Annotated in this window: 16 protein-coding genes; 6 read left to right on the top strand and 10 right to left on the bottom strand. The window is 73.0% G+C overall.

From position 1 onward, the window contains the following. The first annotated feature begins 146 nt into the window (after positions 1-146). Both ACWPWV_RS03080 and uxaC read left to right on the top strand, forming a co-directional pair. Positions 147-3,446 (top strand): family 16 glycoside hydrolase, encoded by a 3,300-nt coding sequence (locus tag ACWPWV_RS03080; RefSeq protein ID WP_454041488.1) that lies wholly within the window; start codon positions 147-149, stop codon positions 3,444-3,446. Positions 3,447-3,633: 187 nt separating this feature from the next. Then, complete coding sequence (gene uxaC, locus ACWPWV_RS03085; protein WP_454041489.1) at positions 3,634-5,133, top strand: glucuronate isomerase; 1,500 nt, start codon at positions 3,634-3,636, stop codon at positions 5,131-5,133. 48 nt (positions 5,134-5,181) lie between these two features. Here uxaC and ACWPWV_RS03090 read toward each other — a convergent pair whose 3' ends face one another. Together ACWPWV_RS03090 and ACWPWV_RS03095 are read right to left on the bottom strand one after the other, a co-directional pair. After that, entirely contained in the window at positions 5,182-6,087 is a 906-nt protein-coding gene (locus ACWPWV_RS03090) for a sigma-70 family RNA polymerase sigma factor (RefSeq protein ID WP_454041490.1), read from the bottom strand. A gap of 83 nt (positions 6,088-6,170) precedes the next feature. Continuing rightward, a complete protein-coding gene (locus ACWPWV_RS03095) occupies positions 6,171-7,769 on the bottom strand; it encodes a family 43 glycosylhydrolase (protein WP_454041491.1) in 1,599 nt (532 codons plus the stop codon). 142 nt (positions 7,770-7,911) lie between these two features. On the opposite strand from ACWPWV_RS03095, the gene ACWPWV_RS03100 reads away from it, so the two are divergent. Next, complete coding sequence (locus ACWPWV_RS03100) at positions 7,912-9,294, top strand: serine hydrolase domain-containing protein (RefSeq protein ID WP_454041492.1); 1,383 nt, start codon at positions 7,912-7,914, stop codon at positions 9,292-9,294. On the opposite strand, the gene ACWPWV_RS03105 is transcribed toward ACWPWV_RS03100, so the two are convergent. The 8 genes from ACWPWV_RS03105 to ACWPWV_RS03140 all read right to left on the bottom strand — a co-directional run bounded on the left by ACWPWV_RS03105 (position 9,272) and on the right by ACWPWV_RS03140 (position 17,183). Further along, positions 9,272-10,198, bottom strand: a complete 927-nt coding sequence (locus ACWPWV_RS03105; protein WP_454041493.1) for a carbohydrate ABC transporter permease — start codon at positions 10,196-10,198, stop codon at positions 9,272-9,274. The genes ACWPWV_RS03100 and ACWPWV_RS03105 overlap by 23 nt on opposite strands. Next, positions 10,195-10,758, bottom strand: coding sequence for a hypothetical protein (locus ACWPWV_RS03110; protein WP_454041494.1), 564 nt, complete (start codon positions 10,756-10,758; stop codon positions 10,195-10,197). The genes ACWPWV_RS03105 and ACWPWV_RS03110 overlap by 4 nt, the downstream gene beginning before the upstream one ends. Continuing rightward, the gene (locus tag ACWPWV_RS03115) at positions 10,742-12,043 is read right to left on the bottom strand and encodes a glycoside hydrolase family 28 protein (RefSeq protein WP_454041495.1); all 1,302 of its coding nucleotides are present in this window, start codon (positions 12,041-12,043) and stop codon (positions 10,742-10,744) included. The genes ACWPWV_RS03110 and ACWPWV_RS03115 overlap by 17 nt, the downstream gene beginning before the upstream one ends. A 92-nt stretch (positions 12,044-12,135) precedes the next feature. Beyond that, positions 12,136-13,647, bottom strand: coding sequence for an extracellular solute-binding protein (locus ACWPWV_RS03120; RefSeq protein WP_454041496.1), 1,512 nt, complete (start codon positions 13,645-13,647; stop codon positions 12,136-12,138). Continuing rightward, positions 13,644-14,387, bottom strand: a complete 744-nt coding sequence (locus ACWPWV_RS03125; protein WP_454041497.1) for a YesL family protein — start codon at positions 14,385-14,387, stop codon at positions 13,644-13,646. The genes ACWPWV_RS03120 and ACWPWV_RS03125 overlap by 4 nt, the downstream gene beginning before the upstream one ends. Positions 14,388-14,418: 31 nt before the next feature. Beyond that, positions 14,419-15,399: an ABC transporter permease gene (locus ACWPWV_RS03130; protein ID WP_454041498.1), complete on the bottom strand. Its 981-nt coding sequence runs from the start codon at positions 15,397-15,399 to the stop codon at positions 14,419-14,421. Between the two features lie 222 nt (positions 15,400-15,621). Continuing rightward, complete coding sequence (locus ACWPWV_RS03135; RefSeq protein ID WP_454041499.1) at positions 15,622-16,356, bottom strand: rhamnogalacturonan acetylesterase; 735 nt, start codon at positions 16,354-16,356, stop codon at positions 15,622-15,624. 110 nt (positions 16,357-16,466) lie between these two features. Next, a complete protein-coding gene (locus tag ACWPWV_RS03140; protein ID WP_454041500.1) occupies positions 16,467-17,183 on the bottom strand; it encodes a FadR/GntR family transcriptional regulator in 717 nt (238 codons plus the stop codon). 201 nt (positions 17,184-17,384) lie between these two features. On the opposite strand from ACWPWV_RS03140, the gene ACWPWV_RS03145 reads away from it, so the two are divergent. From ACWPWV_RS03145 to ACWPWV_RS03155, 3 genes are read left to right on the top strand one after another with little or no spacing between them, the layout of a single operon-like run. Further along, positions 17,385-18,188, top strand: coding sequence for a (Fe-S)-binding protein (locus tag ACWPWV_RS03145; protein ID WP_454041501.1), 804 nt, complete (start codon positions 17,385-17,387; stop codon positions 18,186-18,188). Next, positions 18,185-19,834, top strand: coding sequence for a LutB/LldF family L-lactate oxidation iron-sulfur protein (locus ACWPWV_RS03150; protein WP_454041502.1), 1,650 nt, complete (start codon positions 18,185-18,187; stop codon positions 19,832-19,834). Before ACWPWV_RS03145 ends, ACWPWV_RS03150 begins: the two co-directional genes overlap by 4 nt. Further along, on the top strand, positions 19,831-20,532 hold the full coding sequence (locus ACWPWV_RS03155) for a LutC/YkgG family protein (RefSeq protein ID WP_454041503.1): 702 nt from the start codon (positions 19,831-19,833) through the stop codon (positions 20,530-20,532). Before ACWPWV_RS03150 ends, ACWPWV_RS03155 begins: the two co-directional genes overlap by 4 nt. Positions 20,533-20,563 lie beyond the last annotated feature (31 nt).

The following is a 20,563-nucleotide window of genomic DNA, read 5'->3' on the forward strand; positions in this document are numbered from 1 at the left end:
TGACGAGGCAGCGCACCGATGCGCGCACCCCGTGCACCACCCCGGACACGCAAGGCCCTCGACGGAGAGGCAGGCTGATGGATCTCACCGCGTTCGACGAACGACCCCCAGGCACCCCCCAGCACCGGCGGAGACGACGGACGGTCGTGGCCGCGCTCGTCGCGCTGGCCGTGCCGTTCGGCGTCCTGTCGGCCCAGGCGGCGGTACCGACCGCTGCGCCGACGGCCGCCCAGGCGGACATCCGGCCGCAGGAGCCCGGCGTCACGCTGCGCGTCTTCGACGTCCAGTTCCCGCTCGTGGAGTACTGCACGCTCAAGCCGGGCCAGACCCCCAACGTCGACAAGATCATGCCGACGATCGACTGGACCACGGCCGCGGACTTCGGGCTCGGGGACCAGTTCGTCACCGAGGTCACCGGCTACCTGAACGTCGCGACGGCAGGGACGTACGACTTCCGCATCACGAGCGACGACGGCGCCCGGCTCCTCCTCGACGACGAGCTCGTGGTCGACCACCCGGGCCGGCACGGCGCCACGTCCAAGGACGGGTCGATCGTCCTCGAGCCGGGCTACCACGCGCTGCACATCGACCACTTCGACGGCGCCTTCGACCAGCGGCTCAAGCTGGAGTGGCGGCCGCCGGGCGCGCAGGGCTTCGTCCTCGTGCCGAACGGCGTCCTGAGCACCGACGCCGACGTCACGCGCGTCACGTCGCCCGGCCGCAAGTCCTGCGAGGGCATCACCGAGACCCCGGGCGACGGCCTGCCCCTGACCGAGGTGCACCCGGACTACACGCTGACGAACCTGCGCCCAGAGGGCTTCGAGCCCCAGGTGACGGGCATGGACTGGCTGCCCGACGGCCGCCTGGCCATCTCCTCGTGGGGCGGCGACCGGCTCACGCAGCTCGGCGAGGTCTACCTGGTCGACCACGTGACCGGCGACGGCGGCGCGGACGAGGTGACCTACACGAAGGTCGCCGAGGGCCTCACGGAGCCGATGGGCCTCAAGTACGTCGACGGCACGATCTACGTGTCGGAGAAGGACGGCCTCACGGCGCTGGTCGACGAGGACGGCGACGAGGTCGCCGACGAGCACCGCACGATCGCGACCTGGCCGTTCGGCGGCAACTACCACGAGTTCGCCTTCGGCCTGCTCTACGAGGACGGGTACTTCTACGTCACCACGGGCATCGCGATGGTGCCCGGCGGCAACTCCCTGGACCCGCAGCTCGCCGAGAACCGCGGCTCGGTCATGAAGATCGACAAGGACACCGGCGAGGTGGAGTACGTCGCGGGCGGCCTGCGCACGCCGAACGGGCTCGGCTGGGGCGCCGACGGGGGCATGTACGTCACCGACAACCAAGGGGTCCGCATCCCGACGTCGAAGCTCGTGCGCGTCGAGGAGGGGGCGTTCTACAACCACTTCACCAACCCCGACGGCCCCTACGACGACCAGCCCGTCACCGAGCCGGTCCTGTGGATGCCCCACAGCGAGATCTCCAACTCGCCGAGCAACCCGGTCGTGCTGACCGAGGGCGTGTTCGCGGGCCAGATGGCGATCGGCGACGTGACGTACGGCGGCCTCCAGCGCGCCTACCTCGAGGACGTCGCGGGCCAGGAGCAGGGGGCGGTCTTCCGCATGACGCAGGGCCTCGAGTCGGGGGTCAGCCGGACGAGCGTCGGCCCGGACGGCGCGATCTACGTCGGCGGCATCGGCTGGTCGGGCAACTGGGGCCAGGCGGGCAAGCTCTCGTACGGTCTCCAGAAGCTCACGTACGACGGGAACCACGCGTTCGACATGCTCGAGATGCGTGCCGTCGAGGGCGGCTTCGAGATCGAGTACACGCAGCCCGTGTCCGAGGAGACGGCGCAGGACCTCGCGTCGAGGTACACGGCCGCGCAGTGGCGCTACGTGGCGACCCCGCAGTACGGCGGCCCGAAGGTCGACGAGGAGGACCTCGACGTCACGTCCGCGACGCTGTCGGACGACCGGAAGACGGTGTCGCTCCAGATCGACGGGCTCGAGCCCGGTCGGGTCGTCAAGGTGCACTCCCCGCGCCCGTTCGCGTCGGAGAGCGGCGCCGAGCTGTGGAGCACCGAGGCCTGGTACACGCTCACGCGCCTGCCGGACGGCTCGGTCGCACCGCCGGTGTACGAGGCCGAGGCCGCCGACATCGGCGGCGGAGCCGGCTGGAACAGCAACCACGCCGGCTACTCGGGCTCCGGGTTCGTCGACCGCAACTGGGAGCCGGGCGCGCGCACCACCTTCGCGGTCCGCGCCGAGGAGGCCGGCCTGCACGACCTCGCGATCCGCTACGCCAACGGGCAGAACAGCGACCCGCGGCCGATGCCGAGGAACCTCAGCCTGTACGTCAACGGCGAGAAGCTCAAGCAGGTGTGGTTCGACAGCACGGTGAGCTGGGCGACCTGGGCGACGCAGGTCGAGACCGTGCCCCTGCGCGAGGGAGCGAACACCGTCACCATCCAGCACGACGACGACGACATCGGCCACGTCAACCTCGACAGCCTCACCGTCACGCCGAACGAGCGCATCACGCTGTTCGACGGCACGGACCTCGACGCGTGGGCAGCGGTCAACGGTGGCGGCCCGGCGACGTGGCCCGTCGCGGACGGCTCGTTCGAGTCCCTCGGCGGCGACATCCGGACGAAGGAGAAGTTCGACGACTTCCGGATGCACGTCGAGTGGTACCAGCCCGAGCACGCCCCCACCCAGACCGGCCAGGCCCGCGGGAACAGCGGCGTGTACATCCAGGAGCGCTACGAGGTCCAGGTGCTCGAGTCGTTCGGGATCGACCCGCCGAAGGACAACGACGCCGGGGCCATCTACCTGAAGAAGGCACCGGACGTGAACGCCGCGACACCGATGGGCACGTGGCAGACGTACGACCTCACGTTCCGGGGCGCGCGCTTCGCACCCGACGGCACGAAGACCGAGGACGCACGCATCACGCTCGTGTGGAACGGGCAGCTCGTCCACGACGACGTCGCGGTGGACGGCAAGACCGGCAACGGCAAGGAGGAGGGCCCGACGTCCGGGTACATCAAGCTCCAGGACCACGGCGACCCCGGTCTCAACCCCCGGTTCCGCAACGTCTGGATCGAGCGGCTCCCGAGCCAGGAGGTGCCCGCGCAGGAGGAGGTCGCCATCACCGCGACCGCCGAGGTCCGGTGCCTCGCGGGTACGCCCTACGTCGCGGTCCGTGCCGTCAACGACGACACCGTCGCCCTGGACGTCGCGGTCGACACGCCGTTCGGGTCGAAGACCTTCGCCGACGTCGCTCCCGGCCGGAGCGCCTACCAGGCATTCCCGGTCCGCGGCGCCGAACCGGCGGCAGGCTCCGTGACCGTCACCGCCCGTCCGTCCGACACCTCTGACGAGCGGGAGACCGTCACGGAACCGGAGCACGACCGGCCCGACTGCGGCTGACGCTCCGTGACCGGGCCCGGGTCCGTCCTCGCCCCTGCCGGGGCGGGGGCGGACCCGGGTCCTTCGCCGTGCGAGGGCCCCTGTCTCGCTCCCACACTGCAAACGATTGTCAACCCGTCCTTCTGTCTCCACACCGTCCCGGTGACATAGGATGCAAACGTTCGCATCGACGCTCCAGGAGGATCCCGTGACGAGCACGGCCCACGCTGTCCCGACCACCGCGACGGCGCCGTGGTCCCTGCACCCCGACCGCGCGCTGCCCGCGGACCCCGTCCTGCGCCCCGTCGCCCGCGAGGTCTACGCGGCGACGCGCGACCTGCCGATCGTGTCGATGCACGGCCACGTGGACGTCGCGCTGTTCGCGGACGACACGCCGTTCGGCAACCCGGCGGAGCTGTTCGTCACGCCCGACCACTACCTCGTGCGCATGCTCGTCGCCCAGAGCACGTCGGCGCACGGCGCGCCCGGCGTCCGGGGGATCCAGGACCTCGGCGTCGCCCCGGTCGCGGGCGCGCCCGCCGGGACCGCACCGGCGGAGACCGACCCGCGCGAGATCTGGCGCCGGTTCTGCGCCGGGTGGCACCTGTTCCGGGGCACGCCGACGCGCTACTGGACGGAGCACGCGCTCGTCGAGGTGTTCGACGCGCCCGTGCGTCCGTCGGCCGAGACCGCCGACGCGCTCTACGACCACCTCGTCGACCGTCTCTCCCGCCCGGAGTTCCGACCGCGCGCGCTGTTCGAGCGGTTCGGCCTGGAGCTGCTCGCGACGACCGACCCCGCGCAGTCGCCGCTGGCCGACCACGCGCGTCTCGCCGCGGACGGCTGGGGCGAACGCGTCGTGCCGACGTTCCGCCCCGACCCGCTCCTGCACGTCGACCGCGCGGACTGGCTAGCGCAGGTCGGCGGGCTCGGCGCCGCGGCCGGGACCGACGTCGTCGACTACCGCACGTACCTCGACGCGCTGCGCTCCCGGCGCGCCGCGTTCGTCGCCGCGGGAGCCCGGGCGACCGACCACGGCCACCTCCGCGCCGACACCACGCCCCTCGACGACGCCGACGCCGCACGCATCCTCGACGCCGCGCTGCGCGGCGAGGTCACGGCGGCCGAGGCGGACGCGTTCTCGGCGCACATGCTCTTCCAGATGGCCGCGATGTCCGCCGAGGACGGCCTCGTCATGCAGCTGCACCCGGGCGTGCTGCGCGACCACTGCGAGGGCGTCGCGCGCGCCTACGGCCCGGACAAGGGGTACGACATCCCCGAGCAGACGGAGTACGTGCGCGCGCTGCGCCCCGTGCTCGAGGCCTTCGGCCACCACCCGGGTTTCCGGATGATCGCCTTCACGGTCGACGAGACGTCGTTCTCGCGCGAGCTCGCGCCGCTCGCGGGCGTCTACCCCGCGCTCCGCCTGGGTGCGCCGTGGTGGTTCCTCGACACGCCCGAGGGGATGCGCCGCTTCCGCGAGGCCGCGACGGACACGGCGGGCTTCTACAACACGAGCGGGTTCGTCGACGACACGCGTGCGTTCTGCTCGATCCCGGCCCGCCACGACCTCGCGCGGCGCATCGACGCCGGCCACCTCGCCCGCCTCGTCGCGGAGCACCGGCTCGACCTCGACGAGGCGGTCGAGACGGCCGTCGACCTGGCCTACCACCTGCCGAAGGCGTCCTACCCCGCGCTGCGGGCCTGACCGACCCCTGCGGCGCGACCGTCCTGCGCGTGGCGTCGGACGGTCGCGTCAGGCGGACGGCTCCACGGCGGTCGCCGCGACCTCGACGGGGTCCGCGACGAGGTCGAGCGCCACGACGCGCCCGTCGCGGACCGTGACCGTGAGGACCGACCGCACCGCGCCGCCCGGCGCGTAGACCGCGCCCCACGAGCCGTCGACGAGCGCGACCTGCGTCTGCCGGGCCCGGCCGACGAACGCCTGCGCGACGGCGTGCGCGCCGACGAGCTCGGGCTCGATCGCCGGGGCGCCCTGGGCGAGCGCGGCCCGCGCGGACTCGACGGCGGCGGGGTCGGCCCGCAGGACGACGTCCGGGTCGAGCAGCGTCAGCAGGCGCTCGAACCGGCCCTCGCGCGACGCGGCGAGGAACGCCTCGACCACCTCGCGCTCCCGGGCCGCGTCGGGCTCGGGCTCGCCGCCGCCCTGCACCCGACGACGGGCGCGCGACGCGAGCTGGCGCGTCGCGGGGACCGACCTCCCCACGACGGTCGCGACCTCCTCGAACGGGACCGCGAAGAGGTCGTGCAGGACGAGCGCGAGCCGCTCCGCGGGCGAGAGCGTGTCGAGCACGAGGAGGAGCGCCGCCCCGACGGCGTCCGCCTCCTCGGCCAGCGCCTCGGGTCCCGGACCGGGCGCGGCCCGGTCGGACGCGGGTCGGCCGTCGGACCCCGGCACGTCCCAGGACGTCTCGCGGCGGGTGCCGCGCGAGCGCAGGAGGTCGAGGCAGATGCGCGACACGACGGTCGTGAGCCAGCCCCGCAGGTTCACGACGTCGCTCGTGTCGGAGCGCTGCAGCCGGAGCCACGCCTCCTGGACGGCGTCGTCGGCCTCCGCGGAGCTGCCCAGCACGCGGTACGCGACCGCCCGCAGGTGCGGGCGGGCTTCCTCGAACGCCTCGGTCAGGCGGTCCTCGTCCATGCGTCCATCCTCTCGTCGTCGCTTCTCGTCGGCCCTGCCGACATGACGCGCGGGACGCCGGGACCGTGACACGGGAACGCGCCTCAGCGCGCCGCGCCGCTCGCGCGGTCCACCACCCGCACGGGACCGAACCCGACGCGCGCGCCGTCGGGGACCGGCCCCGTCGAGGCCGCGCCGCCGGCGAACAGCGCGACCTCCGCGCCGATCCAGTGCCCGGCGACCGCCTCGAACGACGAGTCCGCCTCGTGCCAGGCTCCGCCGGGGTCGGCGCGCCACGCGAACGTGACCACCCCCGACTCGTCGGTCTCCAGCCGGAGGTCCACCGGTCCGTGCCCGGCGGGCAGCTCGACCGGCTCCATGAGGTCCGGCTCGGGCGCACGCAGCGAGTCGTCCCCGCGGTGGCGCGCCACGACGCGCGAGCGCCCGCCCGACCTCTCGATCCCCACCCACGCATAGCCACGGCCCAGCACGAGCAGCCCGGCCCGCAGGTCCGCGCCCCCGCCCGCGACGCCCACGTCGAGGCTCGTGACCACGCGGCACGGGTAGCCGGGCAGCTGCTGGCCCAGCACTCCCGCGACGTCGCGCAGGTTGCCGAGGTCGTCGACGGCGACGGCGAGGCGCAGCGTCCCGGCGCCGGTGACCGCGGTCGAGGGGGGCACGTTGCCCTGGAAGTACCACTGCGGTCCGGGCGCGGCGCCGTCGAACTCGTCGGATCGGCGCGGCTCGCCCTCACCCCGGGCGACGTCCGGTCCCGCGGCCCCCGCGGCGTCGGGCACCGCGGCGTCGGGCACCGTGTGCCGCAGGACGGGCTGCCCGCACCGGGGGTCGTCGGGCATCGGCTCGCCGATCACCGGCCAGCCGTCCTCGCCCCAGCTCATCGGCTGCAGGTGGACCACGCGGCCGAACGCGCCGCGGTCCTGGAAGTGCAGGAACCAGTCCTCGCCGCCCGGCGTCGTGACCCAGGCGCCCTGGTGGGGACCGTTCACGGGTGTCGCGCCCTGGCGCAGGACGACCCGGTCCTCGTACGGCCCGAACGGCGAGCCGGCGCGGAACACGGACTGCCATCCCGTCGCGACGCCGCCCGCGGGCGCGAAGATCCAGTACGCGCCGTCGCGCTTGTACATCTTCGGGCCCTCGAGCGTGCGGTACCCCGGCAGCAGGTCGCCGTCGACGACCGTCGCGCGGCGCCCGACGACCCTCGTGAGGCCCTCGTCCACCTCGACGAGCGTGAGCAGGTTCTTCTGTCCGCTGCGGCTCGCCGCCCAGCCGTGCACGAGGTAGGTGCGGCCGTCGTCGTCCCACAGCGGGCACGGGTCGATGAGGCCCCGGCCCTCGAGCAGCACGTGCGGCGCGGACCACGTGCCGAACGGGTCGCGCGTGCGGGTGACGAGGACGCCGTGGTCGGGGTCGGGGAAGACGACGACGTACTCGCCGTCGTGGTGGCGGATGCTCGGTGCCCACACGCCCGAGCCGTGCCGCGGGCGGCGGTATTGGTCGGCGGGCTCGACGCGGGGCGCCGCGTGGCTCGCGATCGTCCACGTGACGAGGTCGGTCGAGTGGAGGACCGGCAGGCCGGGACTGCGGTTGAACGACGACGCGACGAGGAAGTAGTCCGGTCCGACCCGGATCACGTCGGGGTCGGGCCAGTCGGCGTCGAGCACGGGGTTCGTGTAGGTGCGCATGCGTCGGTGAGAGTCCTCGTCGTCGGATCCGTCGGCCGCCTGGTCCACCCGTGGGCGCCTGCCTCCTGGCGGGAAACCGGTTACCCTCACCCTACCCGCCTGCTCCTGCGCGCCGCCGCGCCGTCCCTCCGAGAGGCCCACCGTGCTCGACCTGACGTCCCTCGCCCGCGAGTCCGCCGCGCTCGGCGCGACCCTCCACGCCGTGGAGGTCACCGTCGCCGGCGACCCCGTCCTCGTCGGCGCGACCCCGTTCACCGGACCCGACGTCGCGCACCGCCAGTACTCGGCGAGCAAGACCGTGACCGGCCTCGCCGTCGGCCTGCTGGCCGCCGAGGGACGGCTGCACCTCGACGACCGCGTGAGCACGTACTTCCCCGAGCAGGGAGCCTGCCACCCCTGGGTCGCCCGGACCACGGTCCGCGACCTCCTGACGATGCGCGGGCCGCACGCCGCCACGACCTACGCGCTCTCCGAGGGCTCGTGGCTCTCGTCGTGGTTCACCGTGCCGCCCACGCACCCGCCGGGCACGCTGTTCACCTACGACACGAGCGGTTCGTACGTGCTCGCCGCGCTCGTGGAGCGGCTCGCCGGCGCGACGCTCGCCGAGCACCTGCGCCCACGGCTGCTCGACCCCCTCGGCGTCTCCCCCGGCCTGCGGTTCCTCGCCGGGCCCGACGGCGTGAGCCACGGCGGGTCCGGGCTCGTGTGCCGCCCGCACGACCTCACGCTGCTCGCGCGCCTCCTCCTCGACGACGGCGTGCACGACGGCGCGAGCCTCCTCCCGCGCGACTTCGTCCGCGAGGCGACGACCGCCCGCACCGACACGTCCGGGGTGACGTGGGGAGCGCCGTTCCGCGGTGGCTACGGGTACCAGCTGTGGGTGCCCGAGCGTGGCGGGTTCCTCGCGTTCGGCCTCGGGGGCCAGGTCGTCTACGGGCTGCCGGAGCGCGACCTCACGGTCGTCGTCGCGGCCGACGCGCAGGCGTGCCAGAGCGGTGACCAGCGCGTCCTCGACCTCGTCCTGCGCCACCTCGTCGACCCGTTCCTCGAGCCGCGCACCGACCCCGCGCAGGGCCTCGTCGACGCCGCGTCGGCGCGCCGCCCGACGCCCGACGCGCTCGGCTGGCCGGCACCGCGGCACGACGACGCGCACGCCACCCCCGTGCGCGGCCGGCACGCCGCCGTCGTGCCGGGCACGTGGCCCCACGACCTCGAGCTCGACCTCGGCGCGCGGACGGGCACGATCGGGTCGCCGACGGGTGGCTGGCGCCTGGAGCTCGACGTCGACGCCCCCCGGCAGCAGCGGCTCGGCTCCCTGGGGCGGTCGGTCGTGACGGCGGGCTGGTCGGCGCCGCGCACGCTCGACGTCGAGTGCCGGGTCCTCGACGACGAGCTCGCCGTCGTGCGCCTGCGGCTGGTCGTGGACGACGACGGCACGGTCGCCGTCCGGGGGCAGGGGTTCGGGGAGACCCTCGACCCCCGCTGGTCGTTCGTCGGGGCGTTCAGCCCTTCACCGAACCGATGAGCGCGCCCTTGACGAAGTACTTCTGCAGCACCGGGTAGAGGATCAGCATGGGCAGCGTCGCCACGACGATGACGGCCATCTTGATCGACTGCGCCGGAGGGACCACCTCGACCGCACCGGCGTCGGCGTTCATGCCGCTCGAGACGAGCACGATCTGGCGCAGGAGCACCTGGATCGGCCACAGGTCCGACGAGTTGATGTAGAGGATCGCGCTCTGGTACGTGTTCCAGTAGGACACGGCGTAGAAGAGGCCGATCGTCGCGATCGACGCGAGCGACAGCGGCAGGACGATCCGCAGGAAGACCCCGAGGTCGGAGCACCCGTCGATGCGCGCGGCCTCCTCGAGGCTGTCGGGGATCGCCTGGAAGAAGCTGCGCATGATGACGAAGTTGAACGCGTTGATCGCGACCGGGAGGATCAGCGACCACAGCGAGTCGATGAGCCCGAGCTCCTTGACGACGATGAACGTCGGGATCATGCCGCCGCTGAACAGCATCGTGAACACGACGAGGAAGTTGAGGACGCGCCGGCCGCGCAGGTAGCGCTTGGACAGCCCGTAGGCCATGAGCGACGTCAGGAGCAGGCTGACGAACGTCCCGACGACGGTCACGAGCACCGAGACGCCCATGGCCCGGAAGATCGTCGGCGTCGACAGGATGTACCGGTACGCGTCGAGCGTGAACGCCTCCGGCAGGATGATGAACGGCCGGCGGGTGAGCTCGCCGGGCGTCGCGAACGAGCTGCCGATGATGTTGAGGAACGGCAGCAGGCAGATCGCGGCGAACCCGCCGAGCACCAGCAGGTTGACGACCTGGAACGCCCGCCGTCCGGCGGTCGGTCGGCGGCGCCGTCCCGACCGGCTCGTGACGGTCCGCGTCGGTGTCGTGGTCGTCGTCGTGGTCATCGTCGTGCTCCCCTGCTCTGCGCGGCGCCGCTGCTGGTCTGGACGCTGCTGGTCTGGATGCTCCTGGTCCGGTGGGCGCCGGTGCGACGGTTCCCGCCACCGGCCTCGCCCTTCTCCCGTGGCTCCTCGGGCGGGACCTGCCGCACGACGAACAGCGCGGCGGCGGCGAAGAAGCAGAACGCGACGGGGTAGAGGATCAGCTGGCTCCCGACCAGGCACACGAGGCCCGCGGCGAGGAGCAGCAGGCCCGCCGCGGCCCGGCGGCGCGGTCGGGACCGGGCGACGAGGATGCCCGGCACGGCCGTCGCGAGGACGGCGACGAGCGTGAGGCCGAACCACGCCGCGAGCGTCCGGGCGGCGTCGTAGGCGTCCGCCTCGGCCACGGCGATGCCCGCGGAGGTCAGGGCGGGGTGCACGTCCCGCAGGAACGCCTGCTCGTCCACGCCGTTCACCACCCCGGCGAACCCGCCGAGGAACAGCACGCTCAGCGCGAGACCCAGCGCGGCGAGGACCACCTCGCCCGTCCGGCGCACCGTGGCCCGCTCAGTCGACGTACGCACCGTTGATCCTCACGTCGCGGTAGCGCACGTCGTCGCCGGGCTCGGTGACGACCCCGGGTCCCTCGCACCCGTCCACGCGGACCCCCGAGAGCACGAGGCCCGCGGCGAACGCGACGACGAGGCCGGCCCGCGCGACGTCGTCCACGTCCGCCGCCATCGCCGGTGCGCCCGGTACGGCGCCCGGGGCGAACGAGATCGCGACGTCCTCGAGCGTGACGTCGGCGACGGGCTGCTCGGGCAGGCCGCGCACGTACGCGGCCGCCGCGTGCACGTTGCGGGCCGTGACGTGCGCGAGATGGATGCGGCGGAAGAGCGGCGTCGTGGCGTCGACGGGCTGCGGCGACCGGTCCGCGACGACGGGGTCCGTGCCGCCCGGGCCGCAGAAGTACGCGGTGTTGAGCACGAACGGGCACAGGACGCCGTCCATGACGACGTTCGACACCCGGACGTCCTCGACGACTCCTCCGCGACCGCGCCGCGACTTGACGCGGATGCCGCGGTCGGTGCCCTGGAAGACGCAGCCGGTGATGACGACGTTGCGCACGCCGCCGCTCATCTCGGAGCCGATGACGACGCCGCCGTGACCGTGGACCATCGTGCAGCCGGTGATCGTGATGTTCTCGCAGGGGACGCGCTCGGCCGTGGCCTCGGTCCCGGCCTTGATCGCGATGCAGTCGTCACCGACGTCGATGTGGCAGTCGCTGATCCGCACGTTGCGGCACGACTCCGGGTCGATGCCGTCGGTGTTCGGCGAGTCCGCGGGGTTGAGGATCCGGACGTTCGTGATCGTCACGTCCTCGCACAGGAGCGGGTGCACGGTCCAGCTCGGGGAGTCGCGCAGCGTCACGTCGCGGATCGTCACGCGCCGGCACTCGTGCAGACCCACGAGCGTGGGACGCGGGTGGGCGAGGGAGGCACGGTCGCGGCGGAAGGCGTCCCACCACGGCCGCCCCCCGCCGTCGACCGTGCCGAACCCGGTGATCGCGACGTCCGTCTCGCCGTGCGCGTAGAGGCACGGCGAGTGGATGCGCGCGGGCGCACCCTCCCACCGGGCGTCGACGACCGGGTAGAGGTCCCGGTCGTCGACGAACGCGAGCACCGACCCCGGCTCGAGGTGGAGCTCGACGTGCGAGCGCAACCGCAGCGCGCCCGTCCGCCAGCGACCGGCGGGGACGACCACTCTCCCGCCCCCGGCCGACGCCGCGGCGTCGATCGCGGACTGGACCGCGTCGGTCACGAGGGCCTCCGGCTCGGCGCCGAGGTCTCGGATGTCGTACGTGGACAACGTGGTCTCCTGTCGGTGCTGGTGCTGTCACCGGGAGGGCGCCGTGCGAGGCGCCCTCCCGGCGAGGTCGTGCGGGACCGGTCGGCCGCGGGTCAGCCCTGGGTCTCGGCGTACGCCGCCGTGAGCTCCTCGATCACCGCGTCGACGCCCTGGCCGCGCAGGCCCTCGACGACGGCCTCGAAGCCGGCCATGTCGATCTGCCCGGTGATGTACTGGTTGTAGGCGTCCATGACCTGCTGGTCGATGAGCGACCACTGGGCGTCGTAGGTCTCGGACGTCAGCGACTGCGCCGGGTTCGCGACCATGAACTCGTCGTTCTCCTTCATGAGCTCGTTGGCGAGGTTCGTGTACTCGTTCGAGGACCTGAACGCCTTGACGACCTCGGACGGGCGCGACGAGCCGAACGGCTGCACCTCCTGCTCCCACACGGCCTCGTCGAGGATGTTCACGACGCCGTCGGCGTCGAGCTCGTAGTGGGTGCCCTCGACGCCGTTGGTCATGAGGTCGAACGCCTCCTCGTCCATGAGGTCGTTGATGAAGCCGAGGACGACCCTGAGGTCCGCCTCCGTCTCGACGCTCGACCTCGGGATGGCGAGCCACCCGCCCATGCCGCCGTTGGTGTCGGTGAGGATGCGGCGCGGCACGTCCCCGAACGTCATGTCGTTGACCAGCGCCCACTCCTGCGGGCTGCTGGGGTCGGCGGCGAGAGCGGCCTCCTGGAAGTTCTTCGCCTCGAACAGGCCGCTGACGACGATGCCGCCCTTGCCCTGAGCGATGCCGTCCTTCTGGACCTGCTTCTGGACGGTGACGAACTCCTGGTTCACCCACCCGTTCTCGTAGACGCCGCGGTACCACTCCATGGCGTCCTTGAACTCGTCCGTGGTGAAGCTCGGGACGACCTCGTCGTCCTCGGTGACCGTGAAGTACTGCCCGGCGCCGAAGTAGCCCGCGAGCGAGCGGAACCCGACCGCGTAGGACTCCTCGCGGTCGTAGAAGCCGACCGTGTCGGCGACGCCGTTGCCGTCGGGGTCGTCCTCGGTGAACGCTTTCGCGACGTCGGTGAGGTCCTCGATCGTGTGCGGCACCTCGAGGCCGAGGTTGTCGAGCCAGTCCTGGCGCACGAGGACGCCGTACCGGGCCTGCGGCTTCTGGTACGGCACGCCGTACAGACCGCCGTCGACCCGGGCGACGTCGATCGTCGACCCGGGGATCTCCGCGAGGTTCGGGAAGTCGGCGAGGTACTCCTCGACGTCCCAGAACTGGCCCTGCGACATCGCCTGGCGGACCGTCGTGTTGTTGATGTTCGTGAGCGAGACGATGTCGGCGAGCGAGTCGGACGCGAGGGCCGCGTTGATCTTCTCGTCGCGCGAGGCGTCCGGCACCCACTGGAACTCGACGGAGAGCCCGGTGTGCTCCTCGAGGGCGGTCTCGACGACGCCGTCGCTCTCCGGGGTGCTCGCCGTGTGCAGCATCGTCATCCACGTGACGCTGTCCTTGGTGCTCGCCTCCGCGTCCTGATCCGCCCCGCCGTCGCCGCACGCCGTGAGCGCGAGCGCGATCACCGCGATCGCCGCCGTGGTGGCTCCGAACCTGGTCTTCCTCATGCTGGGTCTTCCTCTCGTGACGGTAGGCGACGTACCACGCGCGCCCTTGCTGCAGTGGTGATGAGGTCGCCGGAGGCCGTCGGGCCTGCCGGCACAGCACCTGGCTCCGGCGCCAGGTGCGTGGTGCGTGCGACGGAGGGCTCCCCGTCGAGGTCCCGGTAGACGGCCCGGGTGACGAACCCGACGACGGCGGCCGGGAGCGCCGCCCCGAGCAGCCCGAGGACGGGGAGGGCGTGCTGGGACAGGACGTAGCCGGTCCCGAGCACCGCGGTGCCGCCGAGGACGGTCCGGTGCAGGGAGCCGAAGCCGAGCATGAGCGACGCCGCGACGGTCTCGCGCACCGTGCGCAGGTCGAGCGCCGCCATGACCGAGAACACGTAGAAGAGCGAGACCGCGTAGACGACGAGCGCGACGACGTTGAGCATCTGGACGTACCAGCTCGTGGCCCCGAAGACGTTCGTGAGGATCACGGTGCCTGCGGCGAGGTAGATCCAGCTCACGACCAGCGACCGCCCGTAGCCCTCGCGCACCGCCGCGAAGAACGCGCGCGTGACGGGCGGCTCCTCGCCGAGACGGAACCACCGGTCCACGTACCGGGCGAGGGCGTAGGACGCGGGACCGACGCCGAGCACCCCGAGGCCGAGCACCGTGGTGACGAGCCAGAGGAGGTTCAGGTAGACGAGCCGGTAGGCGCCCGTCAGGACCGCGTTGACGCGGACGAAGCCCTCGAAGGAGAACACGGCGCTGCCGTTCCACCGACGGCCGGGGCCGTCAGTAGACCCCTTCTTCGCCGAGGCGCTTCGCGAGCTTGTTGGCGGCCACCACGAGCAGGAGCCCGACGAGCCCCTTGAACAGGCCGACGGCGGTCGCGTAGCTGAACTGCCCGTTGACGATGCCCGTCGTGTACACGTAGGTGTCGAAGATGTCGGCGACCTCGCGGTTGAGCGAGTTCATCACGAGGAACATGTGCTCGAAGCCGAGCTCCATGATGTCGCCGATGCTGAGGATGAGCATGACGATGATCGTGGGCCGGATCGCGGGGAGCGTGATGTGCCACGTCTGGCGCAGCCGGCCGGCGCCGTCGAGCTCGGAGGCCTCGTAGAGCTGCTCGTCCACGGCGGTGATGGCCGCGAGGTACACAATGGTGCCCCAGCCCGCCCCGCGCCAGATCTCCTGGAACACGTAGAGCGGGCGGAGCCAGTCCGGGTCGGTGAGGAACGGGACCGGCTCGAGGCCCATCGAGACGATGACGTTGTTGATGCTGCCGCCGTCGATCGTGAGCATCACGTAGAAGATCGACACGATGATGACCCACGACATGAAGTGCGGGAGGTAGACGATCGTCTGCACGCTCTTCTTGAGGAACGTGGTCCGCACCTCGTTGAGGAGCAGGGCCAGCACGATCGGCACGGGGAACGCGAAGAGCAGCAGGAGACCGGAGATGACGAGCGTGTTCCGCAGCAGGACGAGGAACGTGTCCTCGGTGAAGAGGCGGACGAAGTGCTCGAACCCGACCCACTCGCTCCCCGTGAAGCCGAGGAACGGCTGGTAGTTCTGGAAGGCGATGACGAGCCCGCCCATGGGGACGTACTTGAACACGAGGAAGTACAGGACCCCGGGCAGGATCATGAGGTACAGGGCGCGGTGCTTCCAGAACCCGCCGCCCGGGTGCTTGCGCTGCGTCGTCGCGGGCGGGACGGTGCCCGTCCGCTCGGACCGCCCGCGCGGACGCACCGGGGCCACGACGCTCACGCGAGCTCCCCCTCTCGCGGGTGGCGGGCGGTCGTCGGCGAGCGGTGAGCACGGGGCTCACCGGCCGTCGTCACCCTCGTCGTGACCGGCATCGGCATCCTCATCTCTTCCTCGAGCGCGGTGCCCGGCAACCGCGCCGTCGTTGGCGGGTAACCGGTTTCCCGCACGCAAGTTAGCAGCACCGGGCGCCAGGTCCAAACGGCGCCCGGGTCGCCCCGGCGCTCAGGCGTCGGGGTCGACGTCCGCCCAGCCGAGCCACCCGGCGGGCGGGTCCTCGTCGAGGTGCGCGGCGGCGGCGGACCCGATCGCGCCCACCTCGACGAGCCCCGACACGACGAGGCGCGCGACGGCGGCAGCCCCCACCGGGCTCAGGTGCGTGTCGTCGCGGCGGCCGTCGGGCGTGTGGAGGAAGTACCGACGCGTCTCGTCGGGGCCGAGCTCGTGCCACAGCGCGAGGGTGGCCTCCTGCACGTCGACCAGCGGGACGCCCTCACGGCGCGCGAGCTCGCGCATCGCCCCGGGGTACTCGCCGTGGGTCGCGACCGCACGACCCGCTGCGTCGAACGAGCGCCGCTCGACGGACGTGGCGAGCACGGGCCGCGCTCCGCGTCGGCGCGCCACCTCCAGGTGCACCAGCAGCGACTCCTGGTACGTCGACCAGGGCTCGGTGTACCGCACCGGGTCCTCGACCTTCGCGTCGTTGTGGCCGAACTGGACGACGAGAAGGTCCCCCTCGCGCAGCGCCGCCTCGACCCGGTCGAGATGGCCGAGGCTGATGAAGGACGAGCTGCTGCGCCCGTTGCGCGCGTGGTTCACGACGTCGATCCCGGGGACGTAGAACGGCAGGGCCATCCCCCAGCCCGTCTCCGGCGCGGCGGCCACACCCTTCGGCGCGGCCGTCGAGTCGCCCGCGATGTGGAGGGCACGGGCCCGGTCGTCCTTGGTGGTGGTGCTCATGGGCTGCGATGTCCTCTCCCGGCGGGTAAGCGATTTCCGGGAGACTAGACCATCGTCGGCGCCGAGCGCCGCGAGCTCCCCGACGCGGTCCGACGCCGGTGCGGACGCGGTCAGAGCCCTGTCTCGCGGTGGAAGCCCTCGATGTGCTCCCGCACCGCCCGTGCCGCGCCCTCGCCGTCGCCGGCCTCGACGGCCGACAGGACGTCGCGGTGCTCCGCGCGGAGCCGGCGGGCCGTGCGCTCCCACGACGGCAGAGCGGCGCTGCCCTGCGCCACGTACGACTCGATCGCCCCGCGCAGGCCGGTCATGACCGCCTCGACGAGCGCGTTGCCCGCGAGCCGTACGAGCAGCACGTGGAACGACGCGTCGAGCTCGCGGAACGCGGCGGGCGTGAGCGCGTGGTCGTCCATGCGGTCGAGCAGCCCTCGCGCCTCCGCCAGGACCCCCGCGCGGTCGGCGTCGCTCGCGCGGCCCGGCACGGAACCACGGTCGGCCGCCGCGCGCACGGCCCAGGTCTCGAGCAGCACGCGCGTCTCGACGACGTCGCGCACCGCGAGCGTGCCGGACGCGACGTGGAGCCGCACCGCCGCCCCCAGCCCGGCGGCCGGCCGGTCGACGACGGTCGCCCCGGCGTCGGGCCCGGAGCCCACCGCGGTGCGGACGATGCCCATGGCCTCGAGGACGCGGATCGCCTCGCGGACCGACGAGCGCGAGACGCCGAGCTCGTCGGCGAGCGCCCGCTCGGCGGGGAGCCGTTCGCCGAGGCCCCAGCGGCCGGCGGCGAGGTCCGCCTCGATGCTCGCGAGGACGCGTTCGTGGGTGCGCACGAGGTCAGCGTAGGCGAGCGGCGGTCGCCCGGCGGGGCCTGGGCTGGCTGTGGTCGGACCACATGGTCTACGGTGGCGCCCGTGTGGTCCGACCACACGCCTCGTCCCGACCCTCGTCGAGTCCGCGCCGGCTCCCTCGTCGCGCGCCCCGGGTGCCGGGAGACGAGACTGGACCGAACCGCCTCTCCCCCGGGAGCACCGATGCGCATCGCCCTCGCCTCCACCTGCATCGGGGACGTCATGTTCCCGCAGGCGCCCCGCGCCACCGCCCTGCTGCTCGAACGCCTGGGGCACGAGGTCCACGTGCCCGACGGCCAGGCGTGCTGCGGGCAGATGCACGTCAACACCGGCTACATGGCCGAGGCGGTGCCGGTCGTGCGCAACCACGTCGAGGCGTTCTCGCCCGTGCTCGACGGCGAGTGGGACGCGGTCGTCGTGCCGTCCGGGTCGTGCACGGGCTCGATCCGCCACCAGCAGGGCATGGTGTGCCGCCGCGCGGGACTGGACGCGCTCGGGAGGACGGCCGACGCCGTCGCGGCGAAGACCTACGAGCTGTCCGAGCTGCTCGTCGACGTGCTCGGCGTGACCGACGTCGGCGCCTACTTCCCGCACCGCGTCACCTACCACCCCACGTGCCACTCGCTCCGGATGCTGCACGTCGGCGACAAGCCGCTGCGGCTCCTGCGGGCCGTCGAGGGGATCGACCTCGTCGAGCTCCCCGGCGCCGAGTCGTGCTGCGGCTTCGGCGGGACGTTCGCGCTGAAGAACGCCGAGACGTCGACCGCGATGCTCGCCGACAAGATGACGTCGGTGAAGTCCACCGGCGCCGAGGTGCTCACCGCCGGGGACTCGTCGTGCCTCATGCACATCGGCGGAGGGCTCTCGCGCATCCGGGCCGGTGTCCGGACACTGCACCTGGCGGAGATCCTGGCGTCGACGCGTGCCTCCGGGCCACCGGCCACCGGGGCGAGCTCCCGCGCGGGCACGACGGGGGTCGCGCGATGAGCCGCAGCACCTTCCTGGGCCTGCCGGTGCCGCGCCGCGCGGCCGCCGGTGCACGCACCCTGCCCGACGACGCCGCCGGCCCCCGCGGGCACGGCACGTCCGCGGGCGCGGGGGCGGCGTCGGACACGTTCGGCGACGTGCCGCACCCCGACGAACCGCTGCGCTGGGGCGACGACTTCCCCACCGCGGCACGCCAGGCGCTGCAGAACACGCAGCTGCGCCGCAACCTCGCGCACGCGACGTCGACGATCCGCGCCAAGCGCGCCGCCGTCGTCGACGAGGTGCCCGACTGGGAGGCGCTGCGCGACGCCGGGTCGGCGATCAAGACCGACGTCATGGCGCGCCTGCCCGAGCTCCTGGAGGAGCTGGAGCGCAACGTGGTGGCGCGTGGCGGCGTCGTGCACTGGGCCCGCGACGCGGACGAGGCCAACCGGATCGTCGCGGACCTCGTGAAGGCCAAGGGCGTCGACGAGGTCGTCAAGGTGAAGTCGATGGCGACGCAGGAGATCGGGCTCAACGAGGCGCTCGCCGCCGAGGGGATCGCGGCCTACGAGACGGACCTCGCGGAGCTCATCGTGCAGCTCGCCGACGACATGCCGTCGCACATCCTCGTGCCCGCGATCCACCGCAACCGCGCCGAGATCCGCGAGATCTTCCTCGAGCGCATGGGCGACGCCCCGTCGGACCTGTCGGACGTGCCGCGTGAGCTCGCGATGGCCGCGCGCGCCCACCTGCGGCGCAAGTTCCTCTCCGCGAAGGTCGCGATCAGCGGCGCGAACTTCGGCGTCGCGGACACGGGCACGCTGACGGTCGTGGAGTCCGAGGGCAACGGGCGCATGTGCCTCACGCTGCCCGAGACGCTCGTCACGGTCATGGGCATCGAGAAGGTCGTCCCCACGTACACCGACCTCGAGGTGTTCCTCCAGCTCCTCCCGCGCTCCTCGACGGGGGAGCGCATGAACCCGTACACGTCCCTGTGGACGGGCGTGACGCCGGGCGACGGGCCGCAGGAGTTCCACCTCGTGCTGCTCGACAACGGCCGCACCGACGTCCTCGCCGACGAGGTGGGCCGGGCCGCGCTGCACTGCATCCGCTGCTCCGCGTGCCTCAACGTGTGCCCGGTGTACGAGCGCGTGGGCGGGCACGCGTACGGGTCCGTGTACCCCGGGCCGATCGGGGCGATCCTCACGCCGCAGCTCACGAAGTCCACCGGTGGGCTCTCCGGCCATCACGACCCGAACGCCTCGCTCCCCTACGCGTCGACTCTGTGCGGCGCGTGCTACGAGGTGTGCCCGGTGAAGATCGACATCCCCTCGATCCTCGTCGAGCTGCGCGCCCGCGAGGTCGACGCGGACCGCGGCGGCCTGCCCACCGGGTGGGGCGCCGCGATGAAGGCCGCGTCGTTCGTCATGTCCGACGCGCGGCGGTTCGAGCTCGCGGAGAAGGCGGCGGCCGTCGGGCGCGTGGTCGCCGGCCCCAAGGGCCGCATCTCGACGCTCCCGCCGCCCGCGAGCGCCTGGACCCGCTCGCGCGACCTGCCCGCGCCCGCGAGGCAGACGTTCCGCGACTGGTGGCGCACCGAGCACGTCGCCCCGCCGACCGCCGGCTCAGGGTCCACGCCCGTCGAGGAGGGTGAGGGCCGATGAGCGCGCGCGACGACGTCCTCGCCCGCGTGCGCGCCGCCCTGGCGGACCCGACGGCGGGTGGCGGCACCGCGATGAAGACCGCGTCGTCGGGCACCGAGGCCCCGCGGGCGTACCGGGCGCACGGTGAGCACGCCCCGGGCTCGGACGCCGCGGTCGAGGTCCTGGTCGACCGGCTCGTCGACTACCGTGCGCACGTGCACCGCGCGTCCTCCCCGGAGGAGGTCGCCACGGTCGTCGGCGAGCTGCTCGCGCAGGTGCGGTCCGTCGTCGTGCCGCCCGGGCTCGACGACGCGTGGCTCGGTGCGCTGCCGGGCGGGACGAGGCGTGTCGTGGACTCGCGCGAGGACCCGCGCACCGCCGACGAGCTCGACGCCGTGGACGCCGTCGTGACCGCCGCGCGCGTCGCGATCGCCGACACCGGGACGATCGTGCTGGACGGCGAGCCCGACCAGGGTCGTCGGGCGATCACGCTCGTGCCCGACCTGCACGTGTGCGTCGTGCGCACGGACCAGGTGGTGCACACCGTGCCCGAGGGCGTGCGGCTGCTCGCCGCGCACCCCGAGCGTCCGCAGACGTGGATCAGCGGCCCGAGCGCGACGAGCGACATCGAGCTGTCCCGCGTCGAGGGCGTGCACGGCCCCCGCACGCTCCACGTGGTCCTCGCCCCGCCGGGGTCGTACCCCGGAGCGCCGAGGTAGTACCCCGGTCCGCGAGGTAGTGCCCCGGTCC

The sequence above is a fragment of the Cellulosimicrobium sp. Marseille-Q8652 genome (genome assembly GCF_965112045.1).